At 43.6% G+C, this 24,632-nt stretch carries 20 protein-coding genes; 3 read left to right on the top strand and 17 right to left on the bottom strand.

Annotated features, from left to right (window positions below; all coding sequences use genetic code 11):
• Positions 1-61: 61 nt before the first annotated feature.
• The 9 genes from CHI14_RS02935 to CHI14_RS02900 form a co-directional block, all read right to left on the bottom strand.
• Positions 62-1,633 (bottom strand): response regulator transcription factor, encoded by a 1,572-nt coding sequence (locus CHI14_RS02935; protein ID WP_095286932.1) that lies wholly within the window; start codon positions 1,631-1,633, stop codon positions 62-64.
• A gap of 3 nt (positions 1,634-1,636) precedes the next feature.
• Positions 1,637-3,475 carry a sensor histidine kinase gene (locus CHI14_RS02930; RefSeq protein ID WP_095286931.1) on the bottom strand — a complete coding sequence of 613 codons (1,839 nt, stop codon included), beginning with the start codon at positions 3,473-3,475 and terminating at the stop codon, positions 1,637-1,639.
• A 63-nt stretch (positions 3,476-3,538) separates the two neighbouring features.
• The gene (locus tag CHI14_RS02925) at positions 3,539-5,185 is read right to left on the bottom strand and encodes an extracellular solute-binding protein (RefSeq protein ID WP_095286930.1); all 1,647 of its coding nucleotides are present in this window, start codon (positions 5,183-5,185) and stop codon (positions 3,539-3,541) included.
• Positions 5,186-5,336: 151 nt separating this feature from the next.
• A complete protein-coding gene (locus CHI14_RS29850) occupies positions 5,337-5,492 on the bottom strand; it encodes a hypothetical protein (RefSeq protein WP_170947998.1) in 156 nt (51 codons plus the stop codon).
• Between the two features lie 87 nt (positions 5,493-5,579).
• On the bottom strand, positions 5,580-6,380 hold the full coding sequence (locus CHI14_RS02920; protein WP_095286929.1) for a hypothetical protein: 801 nt from the start codon (positions 6,378-6,380) through the stop codon (positions 5,580-5,582).
• Between the two features lie 25 nt (positions 6,381-6,405).
• Positions 6,406-6,981 (bottom strand): papain-like cysteine protease family protein, encoded by a 576-nt coding sequence (locus CHI14_RS02915; protein ID WP_095286928.1) that lies wholly within the window; start codon positions 6,979-6,981, stop codon positions 6,406-6,408.
• A gap of 764 nt (positions 6,982-7,745) precedes the next feature.
• Entirely contained in the window at positions 7,746-8,924 is a 1,179-nt protein-coding gene (locus tag CHI14_RS02910) for an MFS transporter (protein ID WP_095286927.1), read from the bottom strand.
• A 142-nt stretch (positions 8,925-9,066) separates the two neighbouring features.
• A complete protein-coding gene (locus tag CHI14_RS02905; RefSeq protein WP_095286981.1) occupies positions 9,067-9,369 on the bottom strand; it encodes an ArsR/SmtB family transcription factor in 303 nt (100 codons plus the stop codon).
• A gap of 223 nt (positions 9,370-9,592) precedes the next feature.
• Positions 9,593-10,465, bottom strand: a complete 873-nt coding sequence (locus CHI14_RS02900; RefSeq protein WP_095286926.1) for an alpha/beta hydrolase family protein — start codon at positions 10,463-10,465, stop codon at positions 9,593-9,595.
• A gap of 152 nt (positions 10,466-10,617) precedes the next feature.
• Between CHI14_RS02900 and CHI14_RS02895 the strand changes: the two genes are divergently transcribed.
• Positions 10,618-11,316, top strand: coding sequence for a MerR family DNA-binding transcriptional regulator (locus CHI14_RS02895; protein WP_095286925.1), 699 nt, complete (start codon positions 10,618-10,620; stop codon positions 11,314-11,316).
• 253 nt (positions 11,317-11,569) lie between these two features.
• On the opposite strand, the gene CHI14_RS02890 is transcribed toward CHI14_RS02895, so the two are convergent.
• Both CHI14_RS02890 and CHI14_RS02885 read right to left on the bottom strand, forming a co-directional pair.
• On the bottom strand, positions 11,570-12,229 hold the full coding sequence (locus CHI14_RS02890; protein WP_095286924.1) for a DUF2306 domain-containing protein: 660 nt from the start codon (positions 12,227-12,229) through the stop codon (positions 11,570-11,572).
• A 50-nt stretch (positions 12,230-12,279) separates the two neighbouring features.
• Complete coding sequence (locus CHI14_RS02885; protein WP_095286923.1) at positions 12,280-13,299, bottom strand: DJ-1/PfpI family protein; 1,020 nt, start codon at positions 13,297-13,299, stop codon at positions 12,280-12,282.
• Positions 13,300-13,492: 193 nt separating this feature from the next.
• Here CHI14_RS02885 and CHI14_RS02880 point away from each other — a divergent pair, with 193 nt between their 5' ends.
• Entirely contained in the window at positions 13,493-14,206 is a 714-nt protein-coding gene (locus CHI14_RS02880; protein ID WP_095286922.1) for a response regulator transcription factor, read from the top strand.
• Entirely contained in the window at positions 14,184-15,509 is a 1,326-nt protein-coding gene (locus tag CHI14_RS02875; protein WP_095286921.1) for a sensor histidine kinase, read from the top strand. The genes CHI14_RS02880 and CHI14_RS02875 overlap by 23 nt, the downstream gene beginning before the upstream one ends.
• Positions 15,510-15,642: 133 nt before the next feature.
• Here CHI14_RS02875 and CHI14_RS02870 read toward each other — a convergent pair whose 3' ends face one another.
• The 6 genes from CHI14_RS02870 to CHI14_RS02845 all read right to left on the bottom strand — a co-directional run bounded on the left by CHI14_RS02870 (position 15,643) and on the right by CHI14_RS02845 (position 24,449).
• On the bottom strand, positions 15,643-16,563 hold the full coding sequence (locus CHI14_RS02870; protein WP_095286920.1) for a carbohydrate ABC transporter permease: 921 nt from the start codon (positions 16,561-16,563) through the stop codon (positions 15,643-15,645).
• Between the two features lie 15 nt (positions 16,564-16,578).
• Complete coding sequence (locus CHI14_RS02865) at positions 16,579-17,583, bottom strand: ABC transporter permease (protein ID WP_249280980.1); 1,005 nt, start codon at positions 17,581-17,583, stop codon at positions 16,579-16,581.
• 73 nt (positions 17,584-17,656) lie between these two features.
• A complete protein-coding gene (locus CHI14_RS02860) occupies positions 17,657-19,327 on the bottom strand; it encodes an ABC transporter substrate-binding protein (RefSeq protein WP_095286919.1) in 1,671 nt (556 codons plus the stop codon).
• A gap of 41 nt (positions 19,328-19,368) precedes the next feature.
• Positions 19,369-21,030 (bottom strand): ABC transporter substrate-binding protein, encoded by a 1,662-nt coding sequence (locus CHI14_RS02855; RefSeq protein ID WP_095286918.1) that lies wholly within the window; start codon positions 21,028-21,030, stop codon positions 19,369-19,371.
• A 120-nt stretch (positions 21,031-21,150) separates the two neighbouring features.
• A complete protein-coding gene (locus CHI14_RS02850; protein WP_095286917.1) occupies positions 21,151-22,881 on the bottom strand; it encodes a sensor histidine kinase in 1,731 nt (576 codons plus the stop codon).
• On the bottom strand, positions 22,878-24,449 hold the full coding sequence (locus tag CHI14_RS02845) for a response regulator (RefSeq protein WP_170947997.1): 1,572 nt from the start codon (positions 24,447-24,449) through the stop codon (positions 22,878-22,880). Before CHI14_RS02845 ends, CHI14_RS02850 begins: the two co-directional genes overlap by 4 nt.
• Positions 24,450-24,632: the final 183 nt, after the last annotated feature.

The following is a 24,632-nucleotide window of genomic DNA, read 5'->3' as shown; positions in this document are numbered from 1 at the left end:
TTGGATTTTTGATTCAATTCACATATTTAACAAGGGAGATGGTCCGTTTGATTATGCTGTTTCATGGTATGGCGTTATCGTAATGAGCTTCGTGCTCTGCCTTCTGCCGCATCATCTGTCGGTACTCTGTGGGTTGAATCTGCATCACAAGTCGGAACGCGCGTGTGAAGCTTTTGTAGCTATCATAGCCAACCATAGCAGCCACCTCAACAATTTTATGATCGGTTTCGGCGAGAAGCCGCCGCGCTTTATCCAGACGCACATCTCGTAGATATTCAGCAAAACCTTTACCAATATTCTTCTTAAACAGATTAGAAAAATAAGCATAATTAAGCGATACATGATTGGATACCATCGCGAGGTCCAGCGGTTTGTGGTAACTCTCGTGGATAAAACGAATGGCTTCATTTAGATCCTGTGAATGGCGATAGCTGCACTTATAGTCATAATAGAACTGATTCAGCCGAAGCAGCTGCTGTTGCAGTGCTTGTATATAATCACGCATCCTTTGATAATCAAAGAGATTACGCAATGATTCAAGGTCCAGCTTTTCTTCCCCCATATAAGGGCGGATAACTCGTTCGTATTCCTCCATCATCTGAAGGGTGGCGGCGCAGAGCTGTTGGGTATAACGAATAGGATAGCGTTGCAGCACCTTTTTGCGAAATATTGCAGAAATACCCTGAGTCATTGTTCCGCTGTTATCTGTTCCAACCGACTGGAAAAGTTCATATAAGTCTTCATAGGGAAGCTGCCACTGCTGCTCCATATGCTCAATATGTGATGGGAAGATACTGTACTGATCAGGAAACAGGTAACTGTGACGATAGAGCTCAAGCACTTGGGTATAGCTGTCTGGTAGTTCTTTTAACCCCTGAATCGGGTTAGTCATAGCCGTTATGGCAGCGATCTTTGCTTCCTTGAACGCTGCAGGCAAAACACTTGGATCGATGGACGCATCCACCGCAAGGATCAGATATGGGCGATGCTGCAGGCAAATACAACCTTGTCTGCCAAACACACGATAAGCAATGGCTTCCATGCTATGGGCGCTGCTGGCTCCGGGCTGGTTCATGCAAGCTTCTTCCCGCAGCAGCGCTAGGCGATAATTACGCCATAACGCATAATTCTGTTCCTCAATCTGAAGAACCCATGCGTCATCACTTAACGCACCTTGCATAAACATTCTTAATTCTTTACGATTGGTCTCTTGGGCTAGACGGGATACATGCTGCATATTATGCGTAAGTGCCTGCCGTGTCTGGATCTCTTGCCATACATGCTCCAGTGAATTTTGCAGATCCTCTCGCTTCAAAGGTTTTAGCAAGTAACCTTTTGCCCCAAGCCCGATCGCTTTCTGGGCATATGTAAAATCACTATAACCGCTGATAATGAGAAATTCCACATCCATGTATTCCTCTTTGGTTTGAGCCATGAGTGCCAACCCATCCATATCGGGCATCATAATATCGGTAATAACGAGGTGAATGCAGTGCTGTCGCAACAGGCGCAGCGCCTCAATCCCGCTCGCGGCACAGTATATGTTGTTCAGCTCCAGAGGGAATTGATGCAGCATGGCCTGCAGACCGTCACGAATGTGTTTTTGATCGTCCACAATCAGGATATTAATCATGCTCTACCACCCTCCAAGATTACCATTTTTCCAAGGCAAGCGTATCGTTACACAGGTATATGCACCTTGCACACTATCAATCCAAAGACCGCAATTCTTGCCATAATGAAGCTGCAACCGCTTATTCACGTTTTCCAAACCAAGTCCGCTCCTGCTAGTAACCATCGGCGTATCCGATTCGCTCCGCAGTACCGCCTGAAGACGGTGTAACATCTCAGGCTCTAACCCCTCTCCGTCATCTCTTATGTTAATGAAAAGCAGATTGTCATCCTCCACAGAAAAGGTGATGTCTATAGATGCCCTGCCGCCTGAAGGTGCCCCGTGATGAATTGCATTTTCAACGATGGGCTGCATGCACATCTTGGGAATGGCGTAGCGAAGGATCTCCTGAGGAAGATCTGCCGTCATAACGATACTGCCGCCTTCCATAAAGTTAATAAATTCAATATAACTTTGGATATTGGCAAGCTCCTCACGAAAGGCAACGGTATCACTACGCCACTGCATGCTGTAGCGCAGCTGGGAGCCGAGCGACACCAATGAATTGGCTATAGCAGGCTGCCTCTGTACCTCTGCCACCATGCGGATCGATTCCAGGGCGTTATATAAAAAATGGGAGTTAATCTGCGAATGCAGGGAGTGCAGCTGTGCGTTTTTCGCAATTAACTGCTTATCCACGACCTGTGTCATTAGGCGTTTGACCTCATGTAACATTTTATTGTAATTCACCGCCACCTCATCGATTTCATCTCCTCTTTCATTCTCATCAAGGCCTGTATTAATCATTGCATCCAGCTCGCCTTTCCGTACCTGACGCATGGATACCAGTACGCTGTCCAACCGCCGGAAAATACGCCGCGTCGTGTGGGATACGAGTAACATAATCAGCAGCAACACACATAATGTAATCGTTACCACAAATGCATACCAACTGCGCGGCCCCTTCATCAATGCCTGATGAGAAGCAATATCGACCACATAAGTGTTCAATGGAGCGATGTATCGATACAATGCATAGTAGCTCTGATCTCCTACCTTAACCTGAAGTGGGTTTTTCTGCGGCAATATATCCAGCTGGCGATGAATACTACCAAGGATCTCATCCAGCCCCTGCCCGTACTTCTCAGAAAACTCATGCTGCGGATTGTAAACATACTGGGGAGGATCGCTTGCGTTTATCAACACCGAAAAGAAGTCCCCCTTGCTCTCCTGGAGCAGGTCGCTGAAAAACATGCTGTGCGGGACTCGCACTTCCACAATACTAGGGCGTTTTTGTTCCTGCCCTTGAAGGCGAACCAGACGATAGTAGGATAAGGTGTGTTCACCATCCCTAAAAGAAAATAAACGGTAAGCCGCACCACCTTCATCCCGAAGCTTTGTCCAGTAATCCTGCGGCCAAAATTTCTGATAATGATAGATTTCAGGCCAGATTTCATACAAGTTTGGGTTGTCTACGTAAAAGCTAAGCTCACTGATCATCGTATTGCTTTGAATAATATTGAGCATTTGCTCAAATTGATTTTGCTTAAACTTTACCAGGCGCAGTCCATCCACAAGCATATTGGAATGAATAAAATCCACAAATGACTTTTGAGTGAGGGCTGTATTGGAAGCGTTCTCAATCATGTCCATTCTTCTGCGCAATTGTTCATTCAGCCATGAAATGTGGCTGTTGCCCGTTGCCATAGCGTCCTTATATAGCTGTGTTTCTTGCATGCGGATATACACAAAGGATATCAAAATAACAGGTATGGCAATCATCAGGCTAAATGCCAGAAACAGCTTCTGGGATATACGGGCATTGCGATAAAGCTTCCTCAATCTCGTCAGTAGGTATTTCATTCTGATGTATTCACCACCTTTGTTATACCATGTATAACTAGTGTAACAATGTATTAGGAAATGTTATCTGGCTAACTTGGCTTTCCGCAGCTCCAGTTCAGCCTGGCGATATTCCATCACCTGGTTAAAGCCGTAGTTCACACGACGTATCAGAAAATTTTCAAAAATTTTGTCAAAGGCAGCTTCATCCTTCGCTGTAATCAGTTCTGGCAGCACTTCTTCCCAATTCTGCGAAATACGTGACCAGGCTAGCGCTATATCGGAATCACCTACAGGATTTAGTCCCTTATAGATGCCGCTGTCCAGATCGGCCTGTTGGTTGGCGAACTCCTCCATTTGCTTAATGGATGGGGTATGCTCTGGTCTCCACGGGTTAACGAAAGCAGGGTTTCGCAGCATCCAGTAGGTATCCATTATGCCATATTCCTTTTCCAGCCGCTCCCGATCCGTATCATGCAACTGCACCATTGCTGCCGTTAACTGCGGTTTGCCGTTCTCCATCGCCCAGGTTTCACCTTCTTTGCCCAAAAATAAATCCCGTTGGCCTTCTTCGCTGGCCAGATAGGTCAAAAATCGGATGGCCCGTTCAGGGTTTTTCGTGGATCTGCTAATCATCGTAACCATCCAGCCGTCCATGCTGCCGGGGAACAGTTTGGCGGGTTCTCCCCTGCTGTTCCGGGGTCCATCTACAGCGATATAGTATGAACTCTGGTTCGTAAGGTCTTCCAATTTCGAATTGAGGTCCGATATGTCTGTCCATTCCCGGATCATCATAAAATATTGGGCATGGTTGGTTTTTTCCTGCACCTGTGCACTGGAGTCGACCAGAAAATCAACATTAATCAGGCCCTGCTCGTAAGCGGTACGAAATGTTTTCAGCCACTCGATATAATCGGGATCTGTCATTCGGTCGTATACTTTACCGTTCTGCTCATGGGGGATCGCAAGCAGATTTTGCAAAAATTCGGTCATCCCGTAGGATGCATTCCCCTGTGCCCAAAATGGACTGATCAGCTGACCTTTATAAACCGAATATTGATTCTTCAGCAATTGCAGAGCATTTAGAAAACCTTTCGGTGTGCTAAGGTCCGGTTTGCCCATCGACTCATACAGATCTTTACGTACGAGAAAGGTTTGGTTCGCTCCCGTGAGGCCTGTTGCACGCATCTGTTCAGGACTGTACGCATCATTGGGAATAACATAGGTATGGCCGTCTTCCTGCCGATACCATTGCAGAGCACCATCACCTGCTACCTTGTAAAAGTAAGGATCATACTGGTTGGCTAACTCATCCAGGGCATAGATGAGATTACTCTCCCGAAGTTTGTTAACCGCACTCTCCCAGGAGCCGATGGTTATCAAATCCGGCAGACTACCGGTCGCCAACATCCGTGATAACATCTCGCTTGGTTCACCAGTCGCTGCTTCAAATTCGATATTGACCCCTGTTTTTTGGGTGACATATTTGGAAATCAGGCTCTCACCCCAAGTGTGCCCGTACCATTCTGCTCCAACGAACCACGTTAGATTCACTGGGGTGGTATCCAGCTTCCATGACGGTTCTTCGATATTAAGGCTATGTATCTGCTTCTTGAAGTCAGCCTTTGTCAAAGCCTCCTTATCTTCCGATGGCTCTGGATCAGAACAAGCAGTCAAGCCTGACAGCAGACACATCATCAACAAGGCTAAAATATAAGGACTTTGAAACATGAATAACTAAGCGCCTCCTTTCTATACTTGCCTTCTCCAATCCCCATCTGCACCAGCATTCCTACTAGTGGTGGTACAACCGATTTTACTACCCTTGGATTAAAATGGAAATGGTTTAGTGGTCGATTCTCAGATAATCCACATCATTCCGCTAACGAACCATAACTTGTGAGTTCATGATGCTCGCTTCGAACGAATCGATGGCGAAGCCTGCAACAGCCAAGATAATACCACCCGAGTGTTCAACACCGAAGGGGACAAGCGGATTAGGAATCTCGTCTCCGTAGAATCCAACAATAAAAATCACTTCATTTTTTCATTACAAAAAAACCGTCAATCTCTTCAAGATCAACGGTTTCAAAATTCAACTTTTTAAGCTTGCCTACTTAATGGGTTACTTCATTTTTTGTTTTTTTCTTGCCCAAATATACACAGCTGCTGAGCCTACAAGCGCTATAACCAAACTTGTTATCGCTATGCCCGTGTAATTGTTTTTCGACGTATGAGATTCGATTGCCGGGTAACCCCCAGCTCCATCCATATTCGGATCGGCTCCTTGGGACTGTACCTCTTTGAGGAAATTAATCGTCTTGGCAGAATCCCATAATTGATTGTTGTCCATACCTCCCATGAGTGATTTCTTCTCTGCAGGTACGTCTGGTAGATTCACTTCTTTCCCATCGACTTTAGCGACCAGATAACGGATGTTTCCATCTTTAATCAACACCGGATTTAGAGTATCTATGTCAGTGGATAAGGACTTCGTCATTGTATTTAATGATTGATCCAACCTGGATGCGTCTCCTCCTGCAAGAACCACCCTAAACTCACCTTCAAATCGTTCGATGCTGAGAAATGATTTGCCAACGCCTTTGGATTGCACAATAAAGTCATACTGCCCTGTCGGCTTAGATACCTCAATCAGACTGTCAGATACATGATTAAATTTGTCAGAATCCAATAGGTGTACTTCAAAACCCGGGCCCAAAGTTACAGCCTTAACTTCCTCTTCATTCGCATAACCGTATCCTGCAGGGTCATCTAAAACTAATGATTTAAACTCTTCCAACCCTTGCCCCTTAGCATAAATCTGAACATCTTCGGGGACAGTGCTGCTCGCATGAATACTTGGAGCAATCATGTAACTGATCATCAGACCAATCCATATCGTTATGAACATTCTCATATGTTTCATTATTATAGTCCTCCCAATCTAATCCTTATTGATAATGCCAAAAGTCTTTAAGTCCCCATCTCCATGTTCTATCCGCTCCTGTACCACCGTTAAATTTTGAATACTCCATTGAAGTTTTCACTCCATCCCAAGGATCAAGATAATGCATATAATAAGTATATGTTGGTGTATTGCTATATCCATAAATAGCAACCGCATGACCTATAAGAGCTGTAGGACTATTCCATTTCCAGCTAACATAGACAGGGCGCCCACCATCAATTTGACTTTTAACTTGGGCAACATCAAGATTTCCAGAGTAATAATTGGAAGATACCCCGTAGTCATGCATTCCACTTTGTGCTTCTACCGTGGATGCCGATACATTTGCACACGAACTGGTTGACTTCACTGTCTTTACAAAATCGCATTGATACACATTTTTTTTAGCCATGAACTTGAGTACACTTGAACTTACTGCGGCCCAGCACCATTCATCTTTCTCTTGCTTTGCAATTGGATATGACGGCAAATCTCTAGAAGCAGCATACGCTTGTGACACGAAACTTAGTGTAAATATTAATGCAAATACAGAGAATATCATCGATTTTTTATGCTTCATTGTAAAACCTTCCTCCTCATTTCATCGAAATTGAATTGAAAAATCAAAAGCTCCTATCTGTGCCAATCTTCATGCAGCCCTCCTTTCTCATTCATCCAAAGTCATTTTTCTTACACTATAAAAAACGCCCCTTTTAGTTGAAAAGTTTCCTTTTTTAACAATTTATTAACTGAAAAAATATTATCGCTAGAGGTCTGAATCTGAAACAGATTGCTCCAAACTAAAGAGGCTTATTCCGGTATTCTGTACAAGTTCTTGTCCTTGGGTTGGGACAAGAACTTGTACAGATAAAATAAAAAAGCCGCTAAATAGCGACTTCAATGGGACCATATTCTTGTCCCTCGACATCTCATGGGCACCCAAACCTCAAAACCAAAACTATCCTTGGTACGAACACCAGTTCAAGATCCGAATATCAATGCTGAGCGTTTTGACGAAAAGAATAAAATTGTCTCATTCTTGTGGCATGCCTTATTTTCATAAAAACTAAGTAGTTTTAAAAGACTAATCTAACTGTTAAACTAACCATCCTCTATTTAAGAAAGCTGCAGTGGATCCTTGGATCTCCTGCAGCTTTTATAATTAATAGGTTTCCATGCAGCTTATAGTGAATGCTCACATTGAATAATATAATTAACTATTTTTTGAACATCGTATCTAACCCAACATAATAATTAAACACTCCCATTATAAAATAAAAATCGCACATTAATATAATAGGGTAAAAGCAAAAAGAGCACTCTCCAGGAGAGCGCTCCTATAATTCACTTATAGTTGATACTGGAATTAACTTTTGTAACGCTATTCATTTTATTTAGGATGACCAATGCAAATATGGCAATCGCAATCCCTGCAGCACCAATCCATGTAATCGACGTGAGAGAGATCGTTTCAATAGCTATCCCTCCTACACCAGCACCTGCTGCCATAGCAAGCTGCATCATGGACTGATTAAGACCAAGCATAACTCCCGATGCTTCAGGTTCAATTGTCGTTAAATGATATTGCTGCGTTGGACCGGATGACCATGCTGAGAAGGACCACAACAAAAGTACGATCATTACACCAAGTAATGTATGGGTCACAACGGACAACAGAATCAGCATGACAATGTGGAGTGCCAATCCACCGGATAATGTTCGATGAACGCCCCATCGGTCCGTACTGAAGCCGCCGATTTTGGAGCCAATCATGCTGGCTATACCAAATATAAGCAATGCGCCGCTGAGATATTTATCACCTAGTCCCGATACTTCAAGCAAATAGGGAGAGAGATACGTATAAGCGATGGAGTAACCTCCAAGCCAAAAGAAGGTAATCGATAATCCCAATGCAACTTTAGGCTTTTTCAATAAACTTAACTGCTGCCTAAGCGGAATGGGCGCGTCCCCCTTAATACGCGGAATTGCGAAAGCAAGAATAATCATTGCGATAATCCCCAAAAGTGCAATCCCCCCAAACACCGATTTCCAACCAAGAGTGTCGGCTGTGATTCGTCCAAGAGGTACACCAACGATTAATGAGGCCGTGAAACCCATGACCACTGTGGCAATAGCACTTGCTTGTTTGCCTGCAGGTGCAATTTTAGCTGCAATATTTAAAGCAGTGACCACAACAATTCCTGCACCAATCGCCATAATGATACGAGAAACTACAAACAGTCCATATCCTGGTAGCGTAAATGCGAGGATATTAGAAATCACAAATATGCCCAGGCCAATAATGATTAATTTTCGTCTGTCCATACTTGCGGTTACCGCCATTAGAATTGGAGTGAATACAGCATAGACCAGAGAAAAAATGGTGATTAACTGACCAGCTGCAGCCAGTGAGACATCAAAAGACCCAGCTACCTTATCTAAAATGCCAGATAAAATATACTCAGAAGTCCCAACCAAAAAACTAACGATAGCTAAAATATAGACTTTCAAACTCGATGACATATATAATACAACTCCTTTAATAAAGTATACGAAATAACATATTGCGAAATGTAGATATGTAGAACGACAAATAAACATATAACGATTTGTCGATATGATAGGCGGAGAAAAACTGAATTCTTGATAAGAACTCAGTAATGACTTACATATCATTCATCATAAAACGAGCTAACTGCTTTATGGCTTCCTCGTCTCTCTGATAATACGTAAATTTGCCTATCCGTTTTGTTGTAATCAACCCTGCCCGCTGCAATATCGTAAGATATTGAGAAGCCGTTGACTGTGTCATGTTCAGCTTGTCGGTTATTTGACTTACACAAACCCCTACTTCCTTCATATCAACTCCTTCATGAGGTTTGAAATGCACGTATGGTTCTTTGAGCCACTGTAAGATCTGTAACCTGGATTCATTCGAAATAGCTTTAAATACTTCAATTGGATTCATAACATTTATTATATCGATCATTTGCGATATGTCAATTTGAATTTTTTAAAACATATAGATCATGGAAAGTACCATCAAATTGGCGCAATCGGTACAAGTTCTTGTCCCTCGACAACCTCATACGTTACGTTACGATAAAAAGTCGTTAGATGTAATGTTTTAGGTCGAGGGTTAGTTAACTAAAGGTTCCTGTTAGTTCATTCAAAATTTGCATAATTAGTTTTTATTTTAATGTTTTAATCAACCAAGCCTTTATCAATGGCAGAACTATTATTGGTTGCATTGCTTTGGTGTGATTTATCTCATTTCCCTTTATTATTTCTACATCCCATCCCCAGTGTTGCAATTCTTCTTTAGTTTTTTCTAGTATACCTACAATATCAACTGTGACACTCCCAAAGTTTTCTCCATAAACAATGGTATCTTGTTCACCTGCAAACGTCAGTTTTGGAATAGACAATTGATGTTGAATGTTTCGATCATTAAAATTCATTAAATTTTTATACATCGTTACAAATTGTTTGGTTTGATTTGTGTCAATCTTCACCTTTATTGTATCCCAATCGATCTCTTCTGGACTTTCAATGTTTTGTTGTTCATCGATAACTGGAGAGCTCTGATTCTCCAAAGCCTGTTGGTACGTCATATTGGTAACTACCATCATTTCTTTATATGGACCATCCAATGGTGGAAAACCACCCATAATTAAACTGTCTAATTGATTTGTTCTAATGGCTAATTGTAAGCCAACTAAAGCCAACCACGAGTAACCATAATAGCTGAACGTATTTATGTTCATTTGATCAGCAATCAACATCAAATCATTTACAATGTTATTAGGTGTAAGATTTTCTGGATTCGTGTTTTGCAATCGATGTCCTTCATAGTCAAAATATAAAACTTGAAACTCGTCTACCAGTCCTTCAACAAAGTGTTTTCCAAGCTCAGGATCCATTCCCCACAACTTTAAGTTTTCGGCTTCTTGCCCATAAACAGATTCCTTTGCTATTGGTAACATGATTGTCTTATGATTCGGATTTCCAACTAAACCAACTTTTATTTCTGTTTCATCCATAAGTTTTATGATTTTCTCCATATTAACTCCTCCTGGCTTGTTTATACTACTATCATATAACGTTCATGCAATCTTTCGGTTTTATGATTAATATCCCTTTAGTGATAGGAGTTCAAATAAAATATACTTATTGAAGCACTTGAAGCTTTTACTTTAATTAAGGAGTATTAAAAATGGATAAATACACCCCCAAGCAGATAGCTGAAATTTTAAATATCAGCACCACAACCTTGAGAAGATATGAAGAACAAGATCTGATCCCAGAGGTACCAAGAACGATAAGTAATCACCGTATCTATACATCGGTCCATTTCCAAGCTTTTAATGTTATTAGAACGTTGTTAAAAGGATATGAAATTCCTAGGGTCTATAAAGTAATGAGAACGATTAAGAAAAAAAGATTTGATACAGCTTTTTGGTTAGTTAATGAACAACTATTTCATATACAAGTCGAGAAGCAAAGAGTGGAAGAAGTACTCACTATGATTCAAACTACTGATTTTACACAATTTAAAAAGTTTAAATTAAAGGAACTGATGAGTATTGGAGAGGTCGCAGAGATAGCAGGCGTAAATACTTCAGCTATACGGCATTGGGAAAACGAAGGGTTAATTCATTCAGAAAGAAACAAAAACAACGGTTATAGGTTATTCACAATACTTGAACTACGCAAAATATTAGTCATTAGCAGTTTAAGAAAAACTGTTTATTATATTGAAAATATGAAGAAGCTTTTACATGATCTGGATTCACACTCCTATGTTCAAATTGAACGATCTCTTCAACTCGCATTGGAAAATCTAAATGAACAACTTTTTCTTCAATTTAAAGGCATCGAAGAACTGATGAAATATATAGATTTATTAGAATAGAAACCATAAATACGAGATGAATACTGGTTACCTCTTTTTTTTCTTACACTATTCAACAAAATTTATGAATTGTAATTTTTCTTGAACTAACCTGCGCTTTAGCATAACAAAACAGCCCATCACATTGATCGGCTGCTCCTTTGTTTTATTACGCTATTGTTATAATGGACTAGATTTTCAAGAACCCAAGAAAGGATCTCAATATCAATATCGAACCGCTCGATTTCTGCCGGCCTGCTAACGCGGAAGGCGACTACGAAAAATAAATTCCGATAGTTTTGTTTTTTTCAGTCTTAGTCAGATACCGGATAATTATGTCCGGAAAGATCAATAACAGAACGAGGCTGCTATACAAACCATATGTATAACTACTCGCATAGGCCAAGCCGAAGCCTTCATTGAACATAAACGTGATCAGGTGAATCAACATATTCGTAAAACAGAAAGCATAACTTCGGATCATGTAATTCCGGTGTTTTACGATTCGTTTCTTTTTAATCTGCACAATCGCCATAACTGTCATGAGTGGCCAAATGATGTTGATTATGTTAAATGCGATGCTATTGATCTTGCCGCCTGTGGAATATGGAGCCATGTAGCCGGATGTCAACACAACCATCATCACAGAAACGACATAGACATACCCGTTGATCCGATGAATTTTCCGGTGTTTCTCCAGTATGAAGCGTGAAAAATTGACTAATCCTGCTGCCATCGCTAAACATGCAAATGCAACATGAATGTACATGATTTTAAGCCATACCGGAAGATTCAATTCACGCTTCAACCCGGTTTTGTGACTGAGAAATGCGGTTGCTTCCGGATCGAATACGTAATGTCTAACTAGCGAATACAGAATGAAAATGATGCTGACACCGACCATAATGCGGTAGGCCATGTTTGTTTTTCTCATAAATGAACCTTTCCATTTCTAATATCATCTATCGTTACATGGAAGCTCAATCAAACTAAGCGATGCCCTCTCAGTTTCGATGCTGGCAAGAAGCCAGCCTTGGCAGTTCCAGTCATCACATCCCCTTGTACGATTACCTCAAAATGGAGCTGTAACTTCATCGGTTTGCTCACCCGAAGATCCCACACTAGCTTATCACCCTGAACCCTGGGATGAATGAATTCCACAGTCTCACCATCTTGCGTAGCTGTGCCCCGAATGCTGTCGTTATCTGTATGAATCACAAACCTAGTTTCAAGTTTTCCAATTGGTGTTGAGATGATGACTTCCCATTTCCCTTCGTAAAGAGGCGCAGAGGCACACACCTCACCTATGGCAACCGGTGCAAATTCTATTCCCTCTTCTTTTCCTGTCGCGTCCATGTCATCCGCCCGCACCACCCCTTCTGCTTTCCATACCGTTCCCCGCCGCTCAAATTCAAATAGCTGTTCCACGGCATGTGCAATGCGAGGGCCTAGTGTACGTTCCACTAAGTATAACGCAACATCAAGCCCAGAAGTCACACCACCTGCACTCACCAAATTGCCGTCATCCACAATGCGTGCCTGAATAGGAAATGCTCCGGTAGCGCCCAAAACTCCCATGCCCATATGATGCGTAACTGCATGTCTGCCTTCAAGCAAACCTGCCATGGCAAGCAGAAGCGAACCGCCACACACCGTAGCAACGAGAACGTCTTCTCGTTCCAATGCTTGTCTAATTTGTACAGCAATTTCTGTACCAGCAGCACGGTTCAGAATAATTGGAATTGAAGCAGGCCCCTCTCCGGAGACTTTACCGGATGCGCCTGGCACAATGATCAGGCCCCCACATTCAGGATCCAGTTTTCCAGTCGCCTCGATCTCCAGCTCTTGGATGCCACTTGTGACGTGCCGTGGCCCTTCCGCGGTGACTAATTCTACCCTCAGGGCTTCTTCGGCATACATCGATGCCGCAATAAACACTTCATAAGGCGCAATTGCATCCAAGAGATCAAAACCATCAAACAACACAATTTGAACATGCAGCATAAATATGTCCTCCCTTTGATTTCGATCTTGATGCAGGGATGTCTCCCTGTTCCTTTGAAAAGGATACCAACAAAACCTCTCGAAAGAAGGAGCACACCCGCCACAATACCATCAACAAAATATCACAAAATGATAAACATTCATTCGTTTTCAACACGACCATGTTACACTAGGTTTCGAAGGTGGGATACGTATGAACGATTCAATTACTGTGCTTATTGTTGACGACGACCTTAGCATTGTCGAATTATTAAAAGACTTTTTGGAACACGAACAATTTCGCGTCATCACGGCCTGCAACGCTACTGAGGCCTGGGATGCGCTCCAGCATTGTACCATTCAATGCATCGTTCTGGACATCATGATGCCTGGACAGAACGGCTTCGATTTGTGCCGCCAGATTCGCAAAGAAAGTCCTGTACCGATTTTGTTCTTAAGCGCCAAAAGTGATGACGTGGATAAAATTAGAGGGCTTTCGCTGGGTGGAGATGACTACATTGTGAAAACGGCTTCGCCTGGCGAAATTGTCGCTAGAGTGAAGGCCGTATTAAGACGTACCTCTTCCCCACCTCAGACCACGGTAGAATCTTTGCTGGAAAACGGTCATCTGCAATTAAATCTCGTATCCAGAGAAGTATTCGTAGAAGGCAACAAAGTCATGTTTACCCCCAAGGAATATGAATTGTTGCTGCTGTTTACCCAGCACCCCAAGCAAGTATTTACATATGATCAATTGCTGGACAAGTATTGGGCTGGCATTGGCGATAGACATACGGTTCGTGTGCATGTAAGCCGCCTGCGCGAGAAGATCGAAATCGATCCGGCTAATCCGCAATATCTGGTTAACGTTTGGGGCGTGGGATATCGCTACGAAGGAGGTTCACGTGAGAACGTTAAGGATTCGTAAACTCATGCTGCTTTTTCTGCTGTTCATCCTGCTGTTGCCTTGGCTCCTCTTTTTGACCGCTCATTATATCGAAACCGGAACCTTACGATTTTCCGCAGCTCCACTGCTGAATGAAGAACAGCAAATGCAACAGAATGAGATCATTGGGCAAATTGAAGCGAACATGGACCGCTGGAGTGTACCCGAATGGCAGGTGCAGCTGAAAGGCCTGTTGGATGATACAAACATGAATGTATCCCTAGTCTCCGCTGCCGGACAGGAGATTTATCGTACTAATACGGACCATATCAATAGATATTCATCTGTCGAACGATATACATTGCTCGCAGATGGTCAAATAAAAGGAAAAATCGAACTTTACATTCCTAAAACAAACCAGCTCCAAGTGTTCTCCATCTTGATCGGATTTTTGCTTGCCTTGTTTGTCATCAGCATGGCGATGCGGAATTTTTTGATCAAACCGCTTGAGAGGCTTAGTACGTCTGTGCGATTGCTTGCTACTGGGGATTGGAACGTGCCTATTCCTGCTTCACACATCAAGGAAATTGCCGATGTCCGGGATGCTTTTGACGAGATGGTGCAAGGATTGCAAACGTCTCACTTGAAACAAAAGAGCCTCGAAGAGGAACGTCGTTTCGTCATCGCCGCTGTGGCGCACGATCTTAGAACCCCGCTCTTTGCACTGCGTGGATACCTCGAAGGACTTGAGCTGGGGATAGCCCAATCAAAAGAGAAAACAGCGAAGTACGTCGCCGTATGCAAAGAAAAAACATTACAGCTGCACCGTTTGGTCGAGGATCTATTTACGTTTTCCAAAATGGATTATAGCGAATTTTTGCTTAACGAAGAAGTCGTAAACCTGCACACTGTTCTACAGCAATCGGTAGAAAGTGTTGCGCCCTCGGCTCAGCAAAAGAATATCACAATAAATTTGCATTTAACAGGTGCATGCATTGTTCGCGGCGACGCTCATCTGCTAGAACGCGCGATCAGCAATTTGTTGGATAATGCAGTCCGATACACGCCTGATTTCGGAAAAGTTATCATAGAGTGTAACAGCATACCCGACCAAGTCAGGTTTACGATCCGAGATACGGGTTCAGGATTTGCAGAGAATGAAGTGAAGCGGGTATTCGAACCTTTATTTCGAGGCGAGATGTCCCGTAACCGTTCTACTGGAGGCAGCGGTCTGGGCATGGCTATATCCGAACGCATCATCCGGCGACATGGAGGCGAACTTATGGCCGACAACGATACCCGCGGCGGAGCGCTCTTGTCGGGATGGCTTCCATCCGTGAAATAGTCATGTAAGAAGCTGCCGATTGATTGATAGAGACCACTCCTTTAGTCAAAAAATAGCAGCCGATCATATAGATCAGCTGCTTTCTTAATATTTCGCTAACGTCATAATGACTTTCTGAACCTTGCAGGATTCCCTATCCCTTCACACCTCCAATCGTCATGCCCTGTACGAAGTATCTTTGCAAGAACGGATACACCATCAGAATAGGAACACTTGCAATAATGGTCATAGTCGCTCGAATCGAGGTAGGCGTGACTGCCGTTGCATTGCTCTCGGCAGACTGATAAGCGTTGCTTGCTGATGAAGTCGCCGATGTCGTCGAGGTTTGCAGAATCTTCATCAATTCGTATTGCAGGGTGCTTAGTTCTTTATTGGAGGAGTTGTACAGGAATACATCGAACCAGGAGTTCCATTGTCCCACGGCTACGAAGAGAGATACCGTTGCCATTGCGGGAATCGTCAGCGGGAGGACAACACGAATAAATGTCATGAACTCCCCTGCCCCGTCAATACGAGCTGACTCCAGAATGCCTTCAGGAAGACCTTCAATAAAGGACCGGATAACAATCATATTGAAGACACCAATCACACCCGGAATGATATACACCCAAAAGGAACCGATTAATCCGAGGTCACGAATCAACAGATAACCCGGGATTAACCCCCCGCTGAAATACATTGTGAATACAAAAAACATTGTAACAAACTTGCGAAGTACAAACTCCTGACGACTGAGCGTATACGCGAGCATTGCTGTACAGAAGACGGATACCACCGTTCCAACAATCGTACGCAGCGCCGAAATCAGAGTCGCGTGATAGATATCAGATTCGCCAAAAATGTATTTGTAATTGTCCAGCGTCCATACCCGCGGCCACAGATATATTCCCCCCCGGATGGCATCGTTGGCATCATTAAAGGACACGGCTATCATATTAATAAAGGGATAGATCGTCACAATCATCAGACACACCATGAAGATGATATTTAGGGTATCGAACGTTCGATCCCCGGTGCTGCTATTCCGCAAATGGGAAGGTTTTCCTTTACGCATGGCATAGGCCTCCTCTTAGAATAATCTGCTCTCTCCCATTTTTTTCGCAATATAGTTGGCGGAGAAAAGGAAGATAAAGCTGACGACGGTTTTGAATATGCCTGCTGCGGTACCCAAGGAAAAATTCCCCATTCCCAAACCATATTTCAGTACAAAGATATCCAAGTTCTCCGAATAGTCCATATTCATCCCGTTGCCCAGCAGATATTGCGGTTCAAAACCCGATTCAAGGATGCTTCCCATGTTCATGATTAACAAAATAACAATAACCGGCTTCAAGCCAGGTAGTGTGATATATAACATCCGCTTGAAACGGCTTGCTCCATCAATCTCGGCAGCCTCATATTGTGCAGGATCAATGGCTGTAATCGCTGCCAAATAGATAATGGTGTTCCAGCCAACATCCTTCCACACCTCGGTTGCCCCCAGAATGCCCCAGAAGTATTCACCTTTCCCCATCCACAGCACCGGGCTTTCAATCAGGTGAAGCTTCATCAGCAGCAGGTTGATAATTCCGTCTGGTGACAAGACCGTTAATACGATGCTGGACGCGACAACCCACGAAATAAAGTGAGGCAGATAACTGACCGTTTGCACAAAACGTTTAAAAATCACATTTTTCAGTTCATTCAATAATAGAGCCAATGTGATCGCTGTAACAAATCCCAATATCAGTTTAATAGAACTCATGACAAGCGTATTTCGCAGAATACGGTAGAACGTGTTGTCTTCAAACAATATACGAAAATGATGCCAGCCTACCCACTGTTGATCCGAGAAGGATCTCGCCGGTTTGAAGTTCTGAAAGGCCATCGTCCATCCCCATAGCGGCAGGTACTTGAAGATAAAAGCCCAGACAACAAAAGGGATACACATCCAGGCAAGCGTTCGTTGCTGCACAAGCCGTTTGAAGAACGAGTTTGTTTTACTCCCCTTTGGCTTCAAGGCTGGAGGCAGCGAATTAAGAGAGACATTAGGTTTCTCCACGTGAACCTGCTCCTTTCCTATGCTGTTATTCATGCGAGGAGAAGAATGATTTTCTGAGCGTCCGTCTTCCCCTATGCATGTAACCGTTTGTATTAAAGCGTTCGTATTACCATTTTCCAGCGACACGATCCTGAACGACTTGGGTAATGGTTTTTTCATAGCCTGCTTTGTCCAATTTGTTCAGTTCAGCCATGTAGGCATCCCACACCTTATCAAAATTCGATGGTGTTCCCAAGATCATTTCCGGCAAATACTTGCGCTGCAAATCATCCGATTTGGTAGTAAAAATCTGTTCAGGTGAACCTTGCTCGAGCGCGATGGACCATGCGGGGAACCATGGACGCTCTTCCGGCTTGTTAAATAATTCACTAAAGGTTTGGATGTTGTAAGCCTCAAGAAACTTCTTATCCCCCTCAGTGTACGAGGCAGAGGCTACTTCCGGCTGGTTGCCGGGGCTATACGCGTTACCATCGGAAAGTGTAGATTCCCCTCCATAACGCGGCCAGTCTGAGCCAAAATAAGTGAACCCGAATTTGCGGCTCAATTCCAAATCATCATGGGCTTTGCGTTGATCCTCATTCGCAAAATAAAATCTTCCCTTTTCATCGATACTGTACGTCTCGTCCTTGATTCCCCATTGGACCAGAATCTGATTCTCTTCCTTGAGCAAATTATCAAAATATTTAATGATACGAACAGGGTCTTTGGCGTTGACCGTTATGCCTGTGGCGTAGTTGTTGACGAATCCAGGCGGATCTATATACTGATCCTTAATTCCTTCATCAAACACAATCGGAAGCGCTGCATAACGTTTCTCATCAATGCCTGCCGAGAGCAGGTTTTTGGACGCGTCTCCAATCTGCCAGCCATAATTGAAGTACCCGAGAACACGACCCGAGGTCAGCTTGGCCAAATACTGGTCTTTGTTCATCGTAAAGGATTCAGGATCAAGCATACCTTTAGCATTGATTTCATTTAGCTTCTGAATCCATCTTTTCTGAGCATCTGTTCCTGCAACTACTTTTGCTTCATGGGTATTCATATCCACCATGACACTTCCATCGTTCGGGTATCCGGCGAGATGCATCGCTGGGTTTTGCAAGGTGAAGAAGTTATTGACCACCCCTGCAAGTGAGACAAATCCAATCGTCTCTGCACCATCCACAGTTGGATGCTTGTCCTTGTATTTCTCGATCAGTTCAAAGTATTCATCCAGCGTAGTAATCTTGGGATAGTTAAACTCCTTGAGCACAGAGCGCTGAATCCAGAAGGCCCCTCCGCCTATATTTGGACTACCGGAATACTCACCCTGATTGGCAGTGTAGGGCAGTGCATAGATTTTTCCATCTTCTGCATTTCTCATTTTGTCGAAGTATGGTCCGTATACCCTTTTGATATTAGGACCGTATTCCTCAATCAGATCATCCAGCGGAATATAGGCCCCGGCATCCAGCAGCTTGGACATCTCACCACTGGAGCTAATAACATCAGGATAGTCTCCACTGGCAATCATGACACCAGCTTTCGTGGCACTGTCGCCGACTAGATACTCCAACTTCCAGTCCACTCCCGTCTGATCTTGCAATGCTTTACCAATCGTTGTTTCACTTGCCAAGGTATCCTTCTTACCCGAAGAGAACAAGTAATATGAGAACGTGACTGGACTGTTCTCGTCATCACTTGTGGGCACTGAGGATGAATTGTTCTGGCTACACCCAGCTAACAGAGCTATCAGAAGTACGGCTAAACCTGCTGTTTTAAATTTTGATTTCAACATGATAAAGTCTCCCCCTTTCAATTTGGCTGACTGAACTTGCCTCACCATTTTCCTGCTACACGATCCTTCACGGCCTGTGTTATCGTTTCTTCATATCTTTTCTTGTCCAATTGATTCATTTGACTCATATATTCGTTCCATGTGTTCTCGAAAGTGGAAGGTGAGTCCATAATCATTTTGGGCAAATATTTCTTTTGCAGATCTTCCGCCTTCGTGATGAAAATCTGTTCAGGAGAACCCTGCTCCAGTGCAATGGACCAAGCAGGAGACCAAGGACGCTCATCCGGTGTGCTGAATAATTCCGAAAATGTCTCCACGCCATATTTCTCTAACAACACCTTGTCACCATCCGTGTAACTAAAGGTAGCCACCTCTGGTTGATTGCCTGGGCCATAGGCATTGCCATCCTCCAGTATGGAGTTATTGCCGTAACGAGGCCAACTATAGTTGAAGTAGTCAAAGCCGAACTTCCGGCTTAATTCCGGATCTTCATGTGCTTTGCGTTGGTCATCATTTTTGAAATAAAAACGGCCTTCTTCATTAACACTATACGTCTCACCCTCAATGCCCCATTGAACCAGAATTTGGTTTTCTTCCTTGAGCAGGTTATCAAAATATTTAACAATCCGCACCGGATCCTTGGCACTTACGGTAATTCCGACACCATAGTTGTTCACAAAGCCCGGTGGGTCGAGATACTGGTCTTTGACATTGTTGTCAAACACGATGGGCAGCGACACGTAACGCTTATCGTCAATACCGGCCTTCTTCAGGTTGTTCGTTGCATCTCCAACCTGCCAGGAATAACTGAAATATCCCAGCACCCGACCTGACGTCAATTTGGCGAGATACTGATCCTGGTTCATTGTGAAGGATTCCGGGTCGAACATCCCCTGTGCGTTAACCTCGCTTAGCTTTTGAATCCATTGTTTCTGATAATCAGAGCCGGCTACCAGTTTGGCTTCATGGCTCTGCATATCCACCATCACACTGCCATCGTTAGGATAACCAGCCAGATGCATGGCGGGATTTAGCAGGGTGAAGAAGCTGCCTGATTCACCCGCAAGAGTCGCGAAGCCGATAGTCTCCTTCCCATCGATCTGCGGATACTTTTGCTTATATTGCTTAATCAAGTCAAAATATTCGTCCAGCGTTTTGATCTTGGGGTAGTTAAACTCTTTCAGCACAGCACGCTGAATATAGAAGCCGGTCTGGAAGTTAGGCTCTGACACATAACCGATGTTTGCAGTGTACGGTAAGAAATAAATCTTCCCATCTTCCTGTCTGAATTTGTCCATATAAGGACCGTATACTCGCTTGATATTAGGCCCGTATTGTTCGATCAGTTCATCCAGCGGGATAAAGGACCCTGCATCCATTAACTTGGCCATTTCTCCGCTGGAGTCAATAATGTCAGGGTAATCTCCACTCGCAATCATTACGCCTGCCTTGGTTGCACCGTCGCCGACCAGATATTCCATCTTCCAGTCAACGCCTGTTTGTTCCTGTAGCTTCTTGCCAATAGTCGTACTGCTTGCGAGAATGTCCTTCTTGCCTCCCCCAAACGTGAAATATTTGAAGGTGACTGGGGTGTTATCATTGCTGTCAGGAGAAGTTGATTCCGGGCCGGCTTTATTGCAACCTGCCAGCGTTACAGCGAGTAAGATTACTAGGCTTGTTACAAAGGCTTTTTTTCCAAACATGTAGCAAATGCCCCCTTTACGTATACTTTTCGTTTGTAAGCCTTCTCAATATATCAAGATAGCGCTTTCAACGTTACCCATGAAAATGTACCTTTTGCTTTGAAAAGTATATCCTTCGCTTCAATCCTCTTGCAGTGCCCCTTGATCAAGCGGGAGCCTGATCTGGATATGTGTTCCTTCTCCTTCCCATGACTGGATTTCGAAAGAAAAGCGATCCTGGTAGCATAACTTTAAGCGACTATATGCATTCTTCATGCCGACATGCTCTCCTATATCCGTGTCCTGAGCCAGGTAGCTCTGCAGCTCTTCCAATCTGGCTGGAGACATACCTATGCCGTTATCCCTTAGTCTGATATGGAGCTGGTCCTGTTCAATAGAAACGAATATTTGAATTACGCCTACCTCTGGAGATGATTCAATGCCATGAATACTTGCATTCTCAACAAATGGAAGGATAACCATTTTGGGGATTAGGTACTTCCGTGCCACAGAATCTGCTTCAATGCTGTACTGGAGCTTATCACCAAAGCGGTATTTCTGAATCTGCAAAAAACTCTCAATGAGTTCCAATTCTTCCTTTACCGTCACTTCATTCTGGTTCCAGCTGATTGATTTTCGAAACATTTTGGCCATGTTGTGCACAATTTTGGCAGTCTCCTTCTCGCCTTTGATGAGACTACGCATCCGTACCGATTCGAGGGTATTAAACAGAAAATGCGGATTGATTTGACTATGGAGCGCATGAAGCTGTGCTTGCTGTTGTTTTAACTCCAAGTCTTTCTTCTGAATGTCCGTCAGATATACCTCATGGATCAGGTTATGGATCGTCTCGGTCATTCGGTTGAATTCCATCGTGAGCTGACCAATCTCATCTCTTGCGTCTTCAGGGGGAATGGTCTGAAAATTCTGTGTTTTTACTTTTTTCATATGTTTAAGAATCCGTACCAGTCTGACATGAATGGATCTGGACATGGCAGCGATAATGACGGTAGGCAAGACAAAATTAATGCAAGCAAGCCATACGACAAAGGAACGGGACTTGCGAACCTCCTTTAATACAATCTCTTCCTCCATAACCCCTTGCAACGACCAGCCCTCAAGATAGTTAATGCCTGTATACGTCAGTTCAAACGGAATCGTTTTGTTCGGAAACCGGATCTCGCTGTAACGTTTCCCTATCTGGGCTGTCGGATCATTTGAGAGCTGGATGTACCCTTGCGGATCAAGCAAATACACGTTTCCGTCAAAGCCACTGTTGTGAAAGTGTTCTTTGATCAAATCCATGTTCAGGTCAATTTTGAGCAGCTGCTCTATATTACCGGTATCAAAATTGTCCAATCGTTGAATCAGACTTAACATCTGATCCGCTGCAATCAGTGCAGGGTAAGGCGCGGAGTATGCCTGAAACTGGACATACCAGTTGGAGCTTCGAATGGTATCATTTAAATGTTCAATATAACCGGACGATAAAATGGTCGGATTATCCGTATATACTTGGTACCAGCGAATTCCCTCACTCAACTGACCGGAGAATTCCCCTTTTAGATACGAATTATAGGCAGCGATATACTCGAAATGACTTTGAAACTGTCGGGAGAGTGTATCATTGAACACAGGATCAGCATATAACGAATGGGTCAAGCCAACACCCTGATCAATGGTTGCACGCAGGTCGTTCTTCAGATTGTTTAAGGTCATGCCGGCATCACGGGTTTTCTGACTGCGGATATTATTCGTTGTCACGTTGTAGAACACCACATTGGTGACGACGATAGGGATGAACACGGAAAGGACGTACATGAGCAGCAGCTTGTCCCGAAGCTTCATATAATTCAGGTTCCATCGTTTCATCGTGCACCTCGCTGGTCATTTTTTTTAATCCGATTACGATATTCTGTAGGAGAAAACGTAACAAGCTTCTCAAACTGCGTTACAAAATAATCCGCATTCTGAAATCCTACACGTGCAGCGACCTCGTACATTCTCAGGTCCGTCTGGCGCAACAATTTCTTCGCTTCCTGGATGCGCAGGCTGAGCAGATACTCATTAAAATAAAGGTTGTAGCTTTTGCGAAATAATCGTCCAAGATAGACGGGATTCATATAAAACAGCGCAGCAATGCTTTTGAGGCTGATGTTTTCGGTATAATGTGTATCAATATATCGCTTGATCTTGTGTATATCCCCTTTGGACTGCTCACTTCGTAAAAGAGAGATATAACTCTCGGCTTCCTCGAGTGCATGTAGAAAAGCATTCTTCAATAAACGCAGATTCCAGCCGTCATGACCTTGTTCCGCCAACTCTTTAAGTTGCTGCAAACCTTGATCATTACCACCCATTTCTTTGGCCACAGCCAATATGCCCGTTATAGAGCGCATAAGAGACCCAGTTACAGCCTGAGGTGAGAATCGATTTACTTGAAACAATTTGAACTTATCCTCTACAATCTTATGGTAAGCAGGCCGATTCCCTTCTTCCAAGCTCAAGATTAATTGATCTACCTCGTCCTGATATACATTGAAAACGTACAGCGGTTTATCCTTGATCTCCGTATACTGCACGACACCACCCTCTTCTGCAAATTTATGTCTGGCTGCTTCTTTTGCCTCCTGATTGGATTGCGGGACGTCGCCTATTTTTTTTACAAGGGTTCCAGCGTAAAGCCCAATGTCCAGATTAAGCCGCTTGCTCAGTTTCATATGAATATCATGCAGCTTATCCCGTATCGTAGAGTCTTCCTGATCATGTTCATGCCACAACAACAGTAAGGCAAATCTGCTGCTCTGTTGCTCAATGACGAATATATTGGATAAATCGACCTCCAGACACTGCACTGCTGCACGTAGCTCCTCTATGGTAACCTTTCTTTCTGCTAATCCCTTCTGAAGTTCAAGCAGAGCAACGAGCAGACTGGACGTACACTGGATTCCGAGAACCTCGGCATACCGATGCTCATCTTCCTTCCGTACTTGACCTTTGATCATGTCCTCCAGTATGAGATTGCTGGCCTGTTCTTCAGGCAGGAGGAGATGTTTTCTTTTATTGCTTATCCGGTTAGCCGACTTCAACAATGTTGCTGTCATTTCTTCATCATCCACAGGTTTCAGAATATAGTCATGAACTCCATACCGGATGGCCTGCTGTGCATATTTGAAGTCATGATAACCACTAATGATAATGAACACCGGTTCCAGATGTGGCAATTTCTCTACGGCACGTATAAGTTCCAGTCCATCCAGGATTGGCATCCGAATATCCGTAATGACTACGTCAGGTTGCAAGCATTCCACCATCTTCAGTGCCTCCAGTCCGTTCTCTGCTTCTCCGATAATCTCCATATGAAGCTCATCCCAGTTAATGAGTTCATGCATCCCCTTTCGAACAAAAATCTCGTCATCGACCAAAATTACTTTTAACATCCTTTCGACCCCTTTCTTCAAACGAAAATAAACCGCCGGAAGCATGTACTCCTATCGGCGGAATCCAGTATATTTCATGCTGTAAGTTCTTCTTGATGGGCACGGCCAATGGCTTCGCATACCTACGCCTGGAAATCGTTTACATAATTCTGTTTAAATATGTAAGAATGCTACCATTTTATA

This window comes from Paenibacillus sp. 7516, from assembly GCF_002272715.1.
In the GTDB taxonomy this organism is placed as follows: Bacteria; Bacillota; Bacilli; order Paenibacillales; family Paenibacillaceae; genus Paenibacillus; species Paenibacillus illinoisensis_A.
The sequence above is the reverse complement of the archived record's forward strand: the minus strand, read 5'-3'. Positions and strand labels throughout refer to the sequence as shown.

Bases quoted from the DNA above. Each gene is read 5' to 3' on its own strand.
- CHI14_RS02915 (WP_095286928.1), bottom strand. From the start codon at position 6,981: ATGAAGCATAAAAAATCGATGATATTCTCTGTATTTGCATTAATATTT.
- CHI14_RS02895 (WP_095286925.1), top strand. From the start codon at position 10,618: ATGGATAAATACACCCCCAAGCAGATAGCTGAAATTTTAAATATCAGC.
- CHI14_RS02885 (WP_095286923.1), bottom strand. From the start codon at position 13,299: ATGCTGCATGTTCAAATTGTGTTGTTTGATGGTTTTGATCTCTTGGAT.
- CHI14_RS02900 (WP_095286926.1), bottom strand. From the start codon at position 10,465: ATGGAGAAAATCATAAAACTTATGGATGAAACAGAAATAAAAGTTGGT.
- CHI14_RS02855 (WP_095286918.1), bottom strand. From the start codon at position 21,030: ATGTTTGGAAAAAAAGCCTTTGTAACAAGCCTAGTAATCTTACTCGCT.
- CHI14_RS02870 (WP_095286920.1), bottom strand. From the start codon at position 16,563: ATGCGTAAAGGAAAACCTTCCCATTTGCGGAATAGCAGCACCGGGGAT.
- CHI14_RS02930 (WP_095286931.1), bottom strand. From the start codon at position 3,475: ATGAAATACCTACTGACGAGATTGAGGAAGCTTTATCGCAATGCCCGT.
- CHI14_RS02905 (WP_095286981.1), bottom strand. From the start codon at position 9,369: ATGAATCCAATTGAAGTATTTAAAGCTATTTCGAATGAATCCAGGTTA.
- CHI14_RS02935 (WP_095286932.1), bottom strand. From the start codon at position 1,633: ATGATTAATATCCTGATTGTGGACGATCAAAAACACATTCGTGACGGT.
- CHI14_RS02890 (WP_095286924.1), bottom strand. From the start codon at position 12,229: ATGAGAAAAACAAACATGGCCTACCGCATTATGGTCGGTGTCAGCATC.
- CHI14_RS02880 (WP_095286922.1), top strand. From the start codon at position 13,493: ATGAACGATTCAATTACTGTGCTTATTGTTGACGACGACCTTAGCATT.
- CHI14_RS02925 (WP_095286930.1), bottom strand. From the start codon at position 5,185: ATGTTTCAAAGTCCTTATATTTTAGCCTTGTTGATGATGTGTCTGCTG.
- CHI14_RS02850 (WP_095286917.1), bottom strand. From the start codon at position 22,881: ATGAAACGATGGAACCTGAATTATATGAAGCTTCGGGACAAGCTGCTG.
- CHI14_RS02910 (WP_095286927.1), bottom strand. From the start codon at position 8,924: ATGTCATCGAGTTTGAAAGTCTATATTTTAGCTATCGTTAGTTTTTTG.
- CHI14_RS02865 (WP_249280980.1), bottom strand. From the start codon at position 17,583: ATGAATAACAGCATAGGAAAGGAGCAGGTTCACGTGGAGAAACCTAAT.
- CHI14_RS02920 (WP_095286929.1), bottom strand. From the start codon at position 6,380: ATGAAACATATGAGAATGTTCATAACGATATGGATTGGTCTGATGATC.
- CHI14_RS02845 (WP_170947997.1), bottom strand. From the start codon at position 24,449: ATGTTAAAAGTAATTTTGGTCGATGACGAGATTTTTGTTCGAAAGGGG.
- CHI14_RS02860 (WP_095286919.1), bottom strand. From the start codon at position 19,327: ATGTTGAAATCAAAATTTAAAACAGCAGGTTTAGCCGTACTTCTGATA.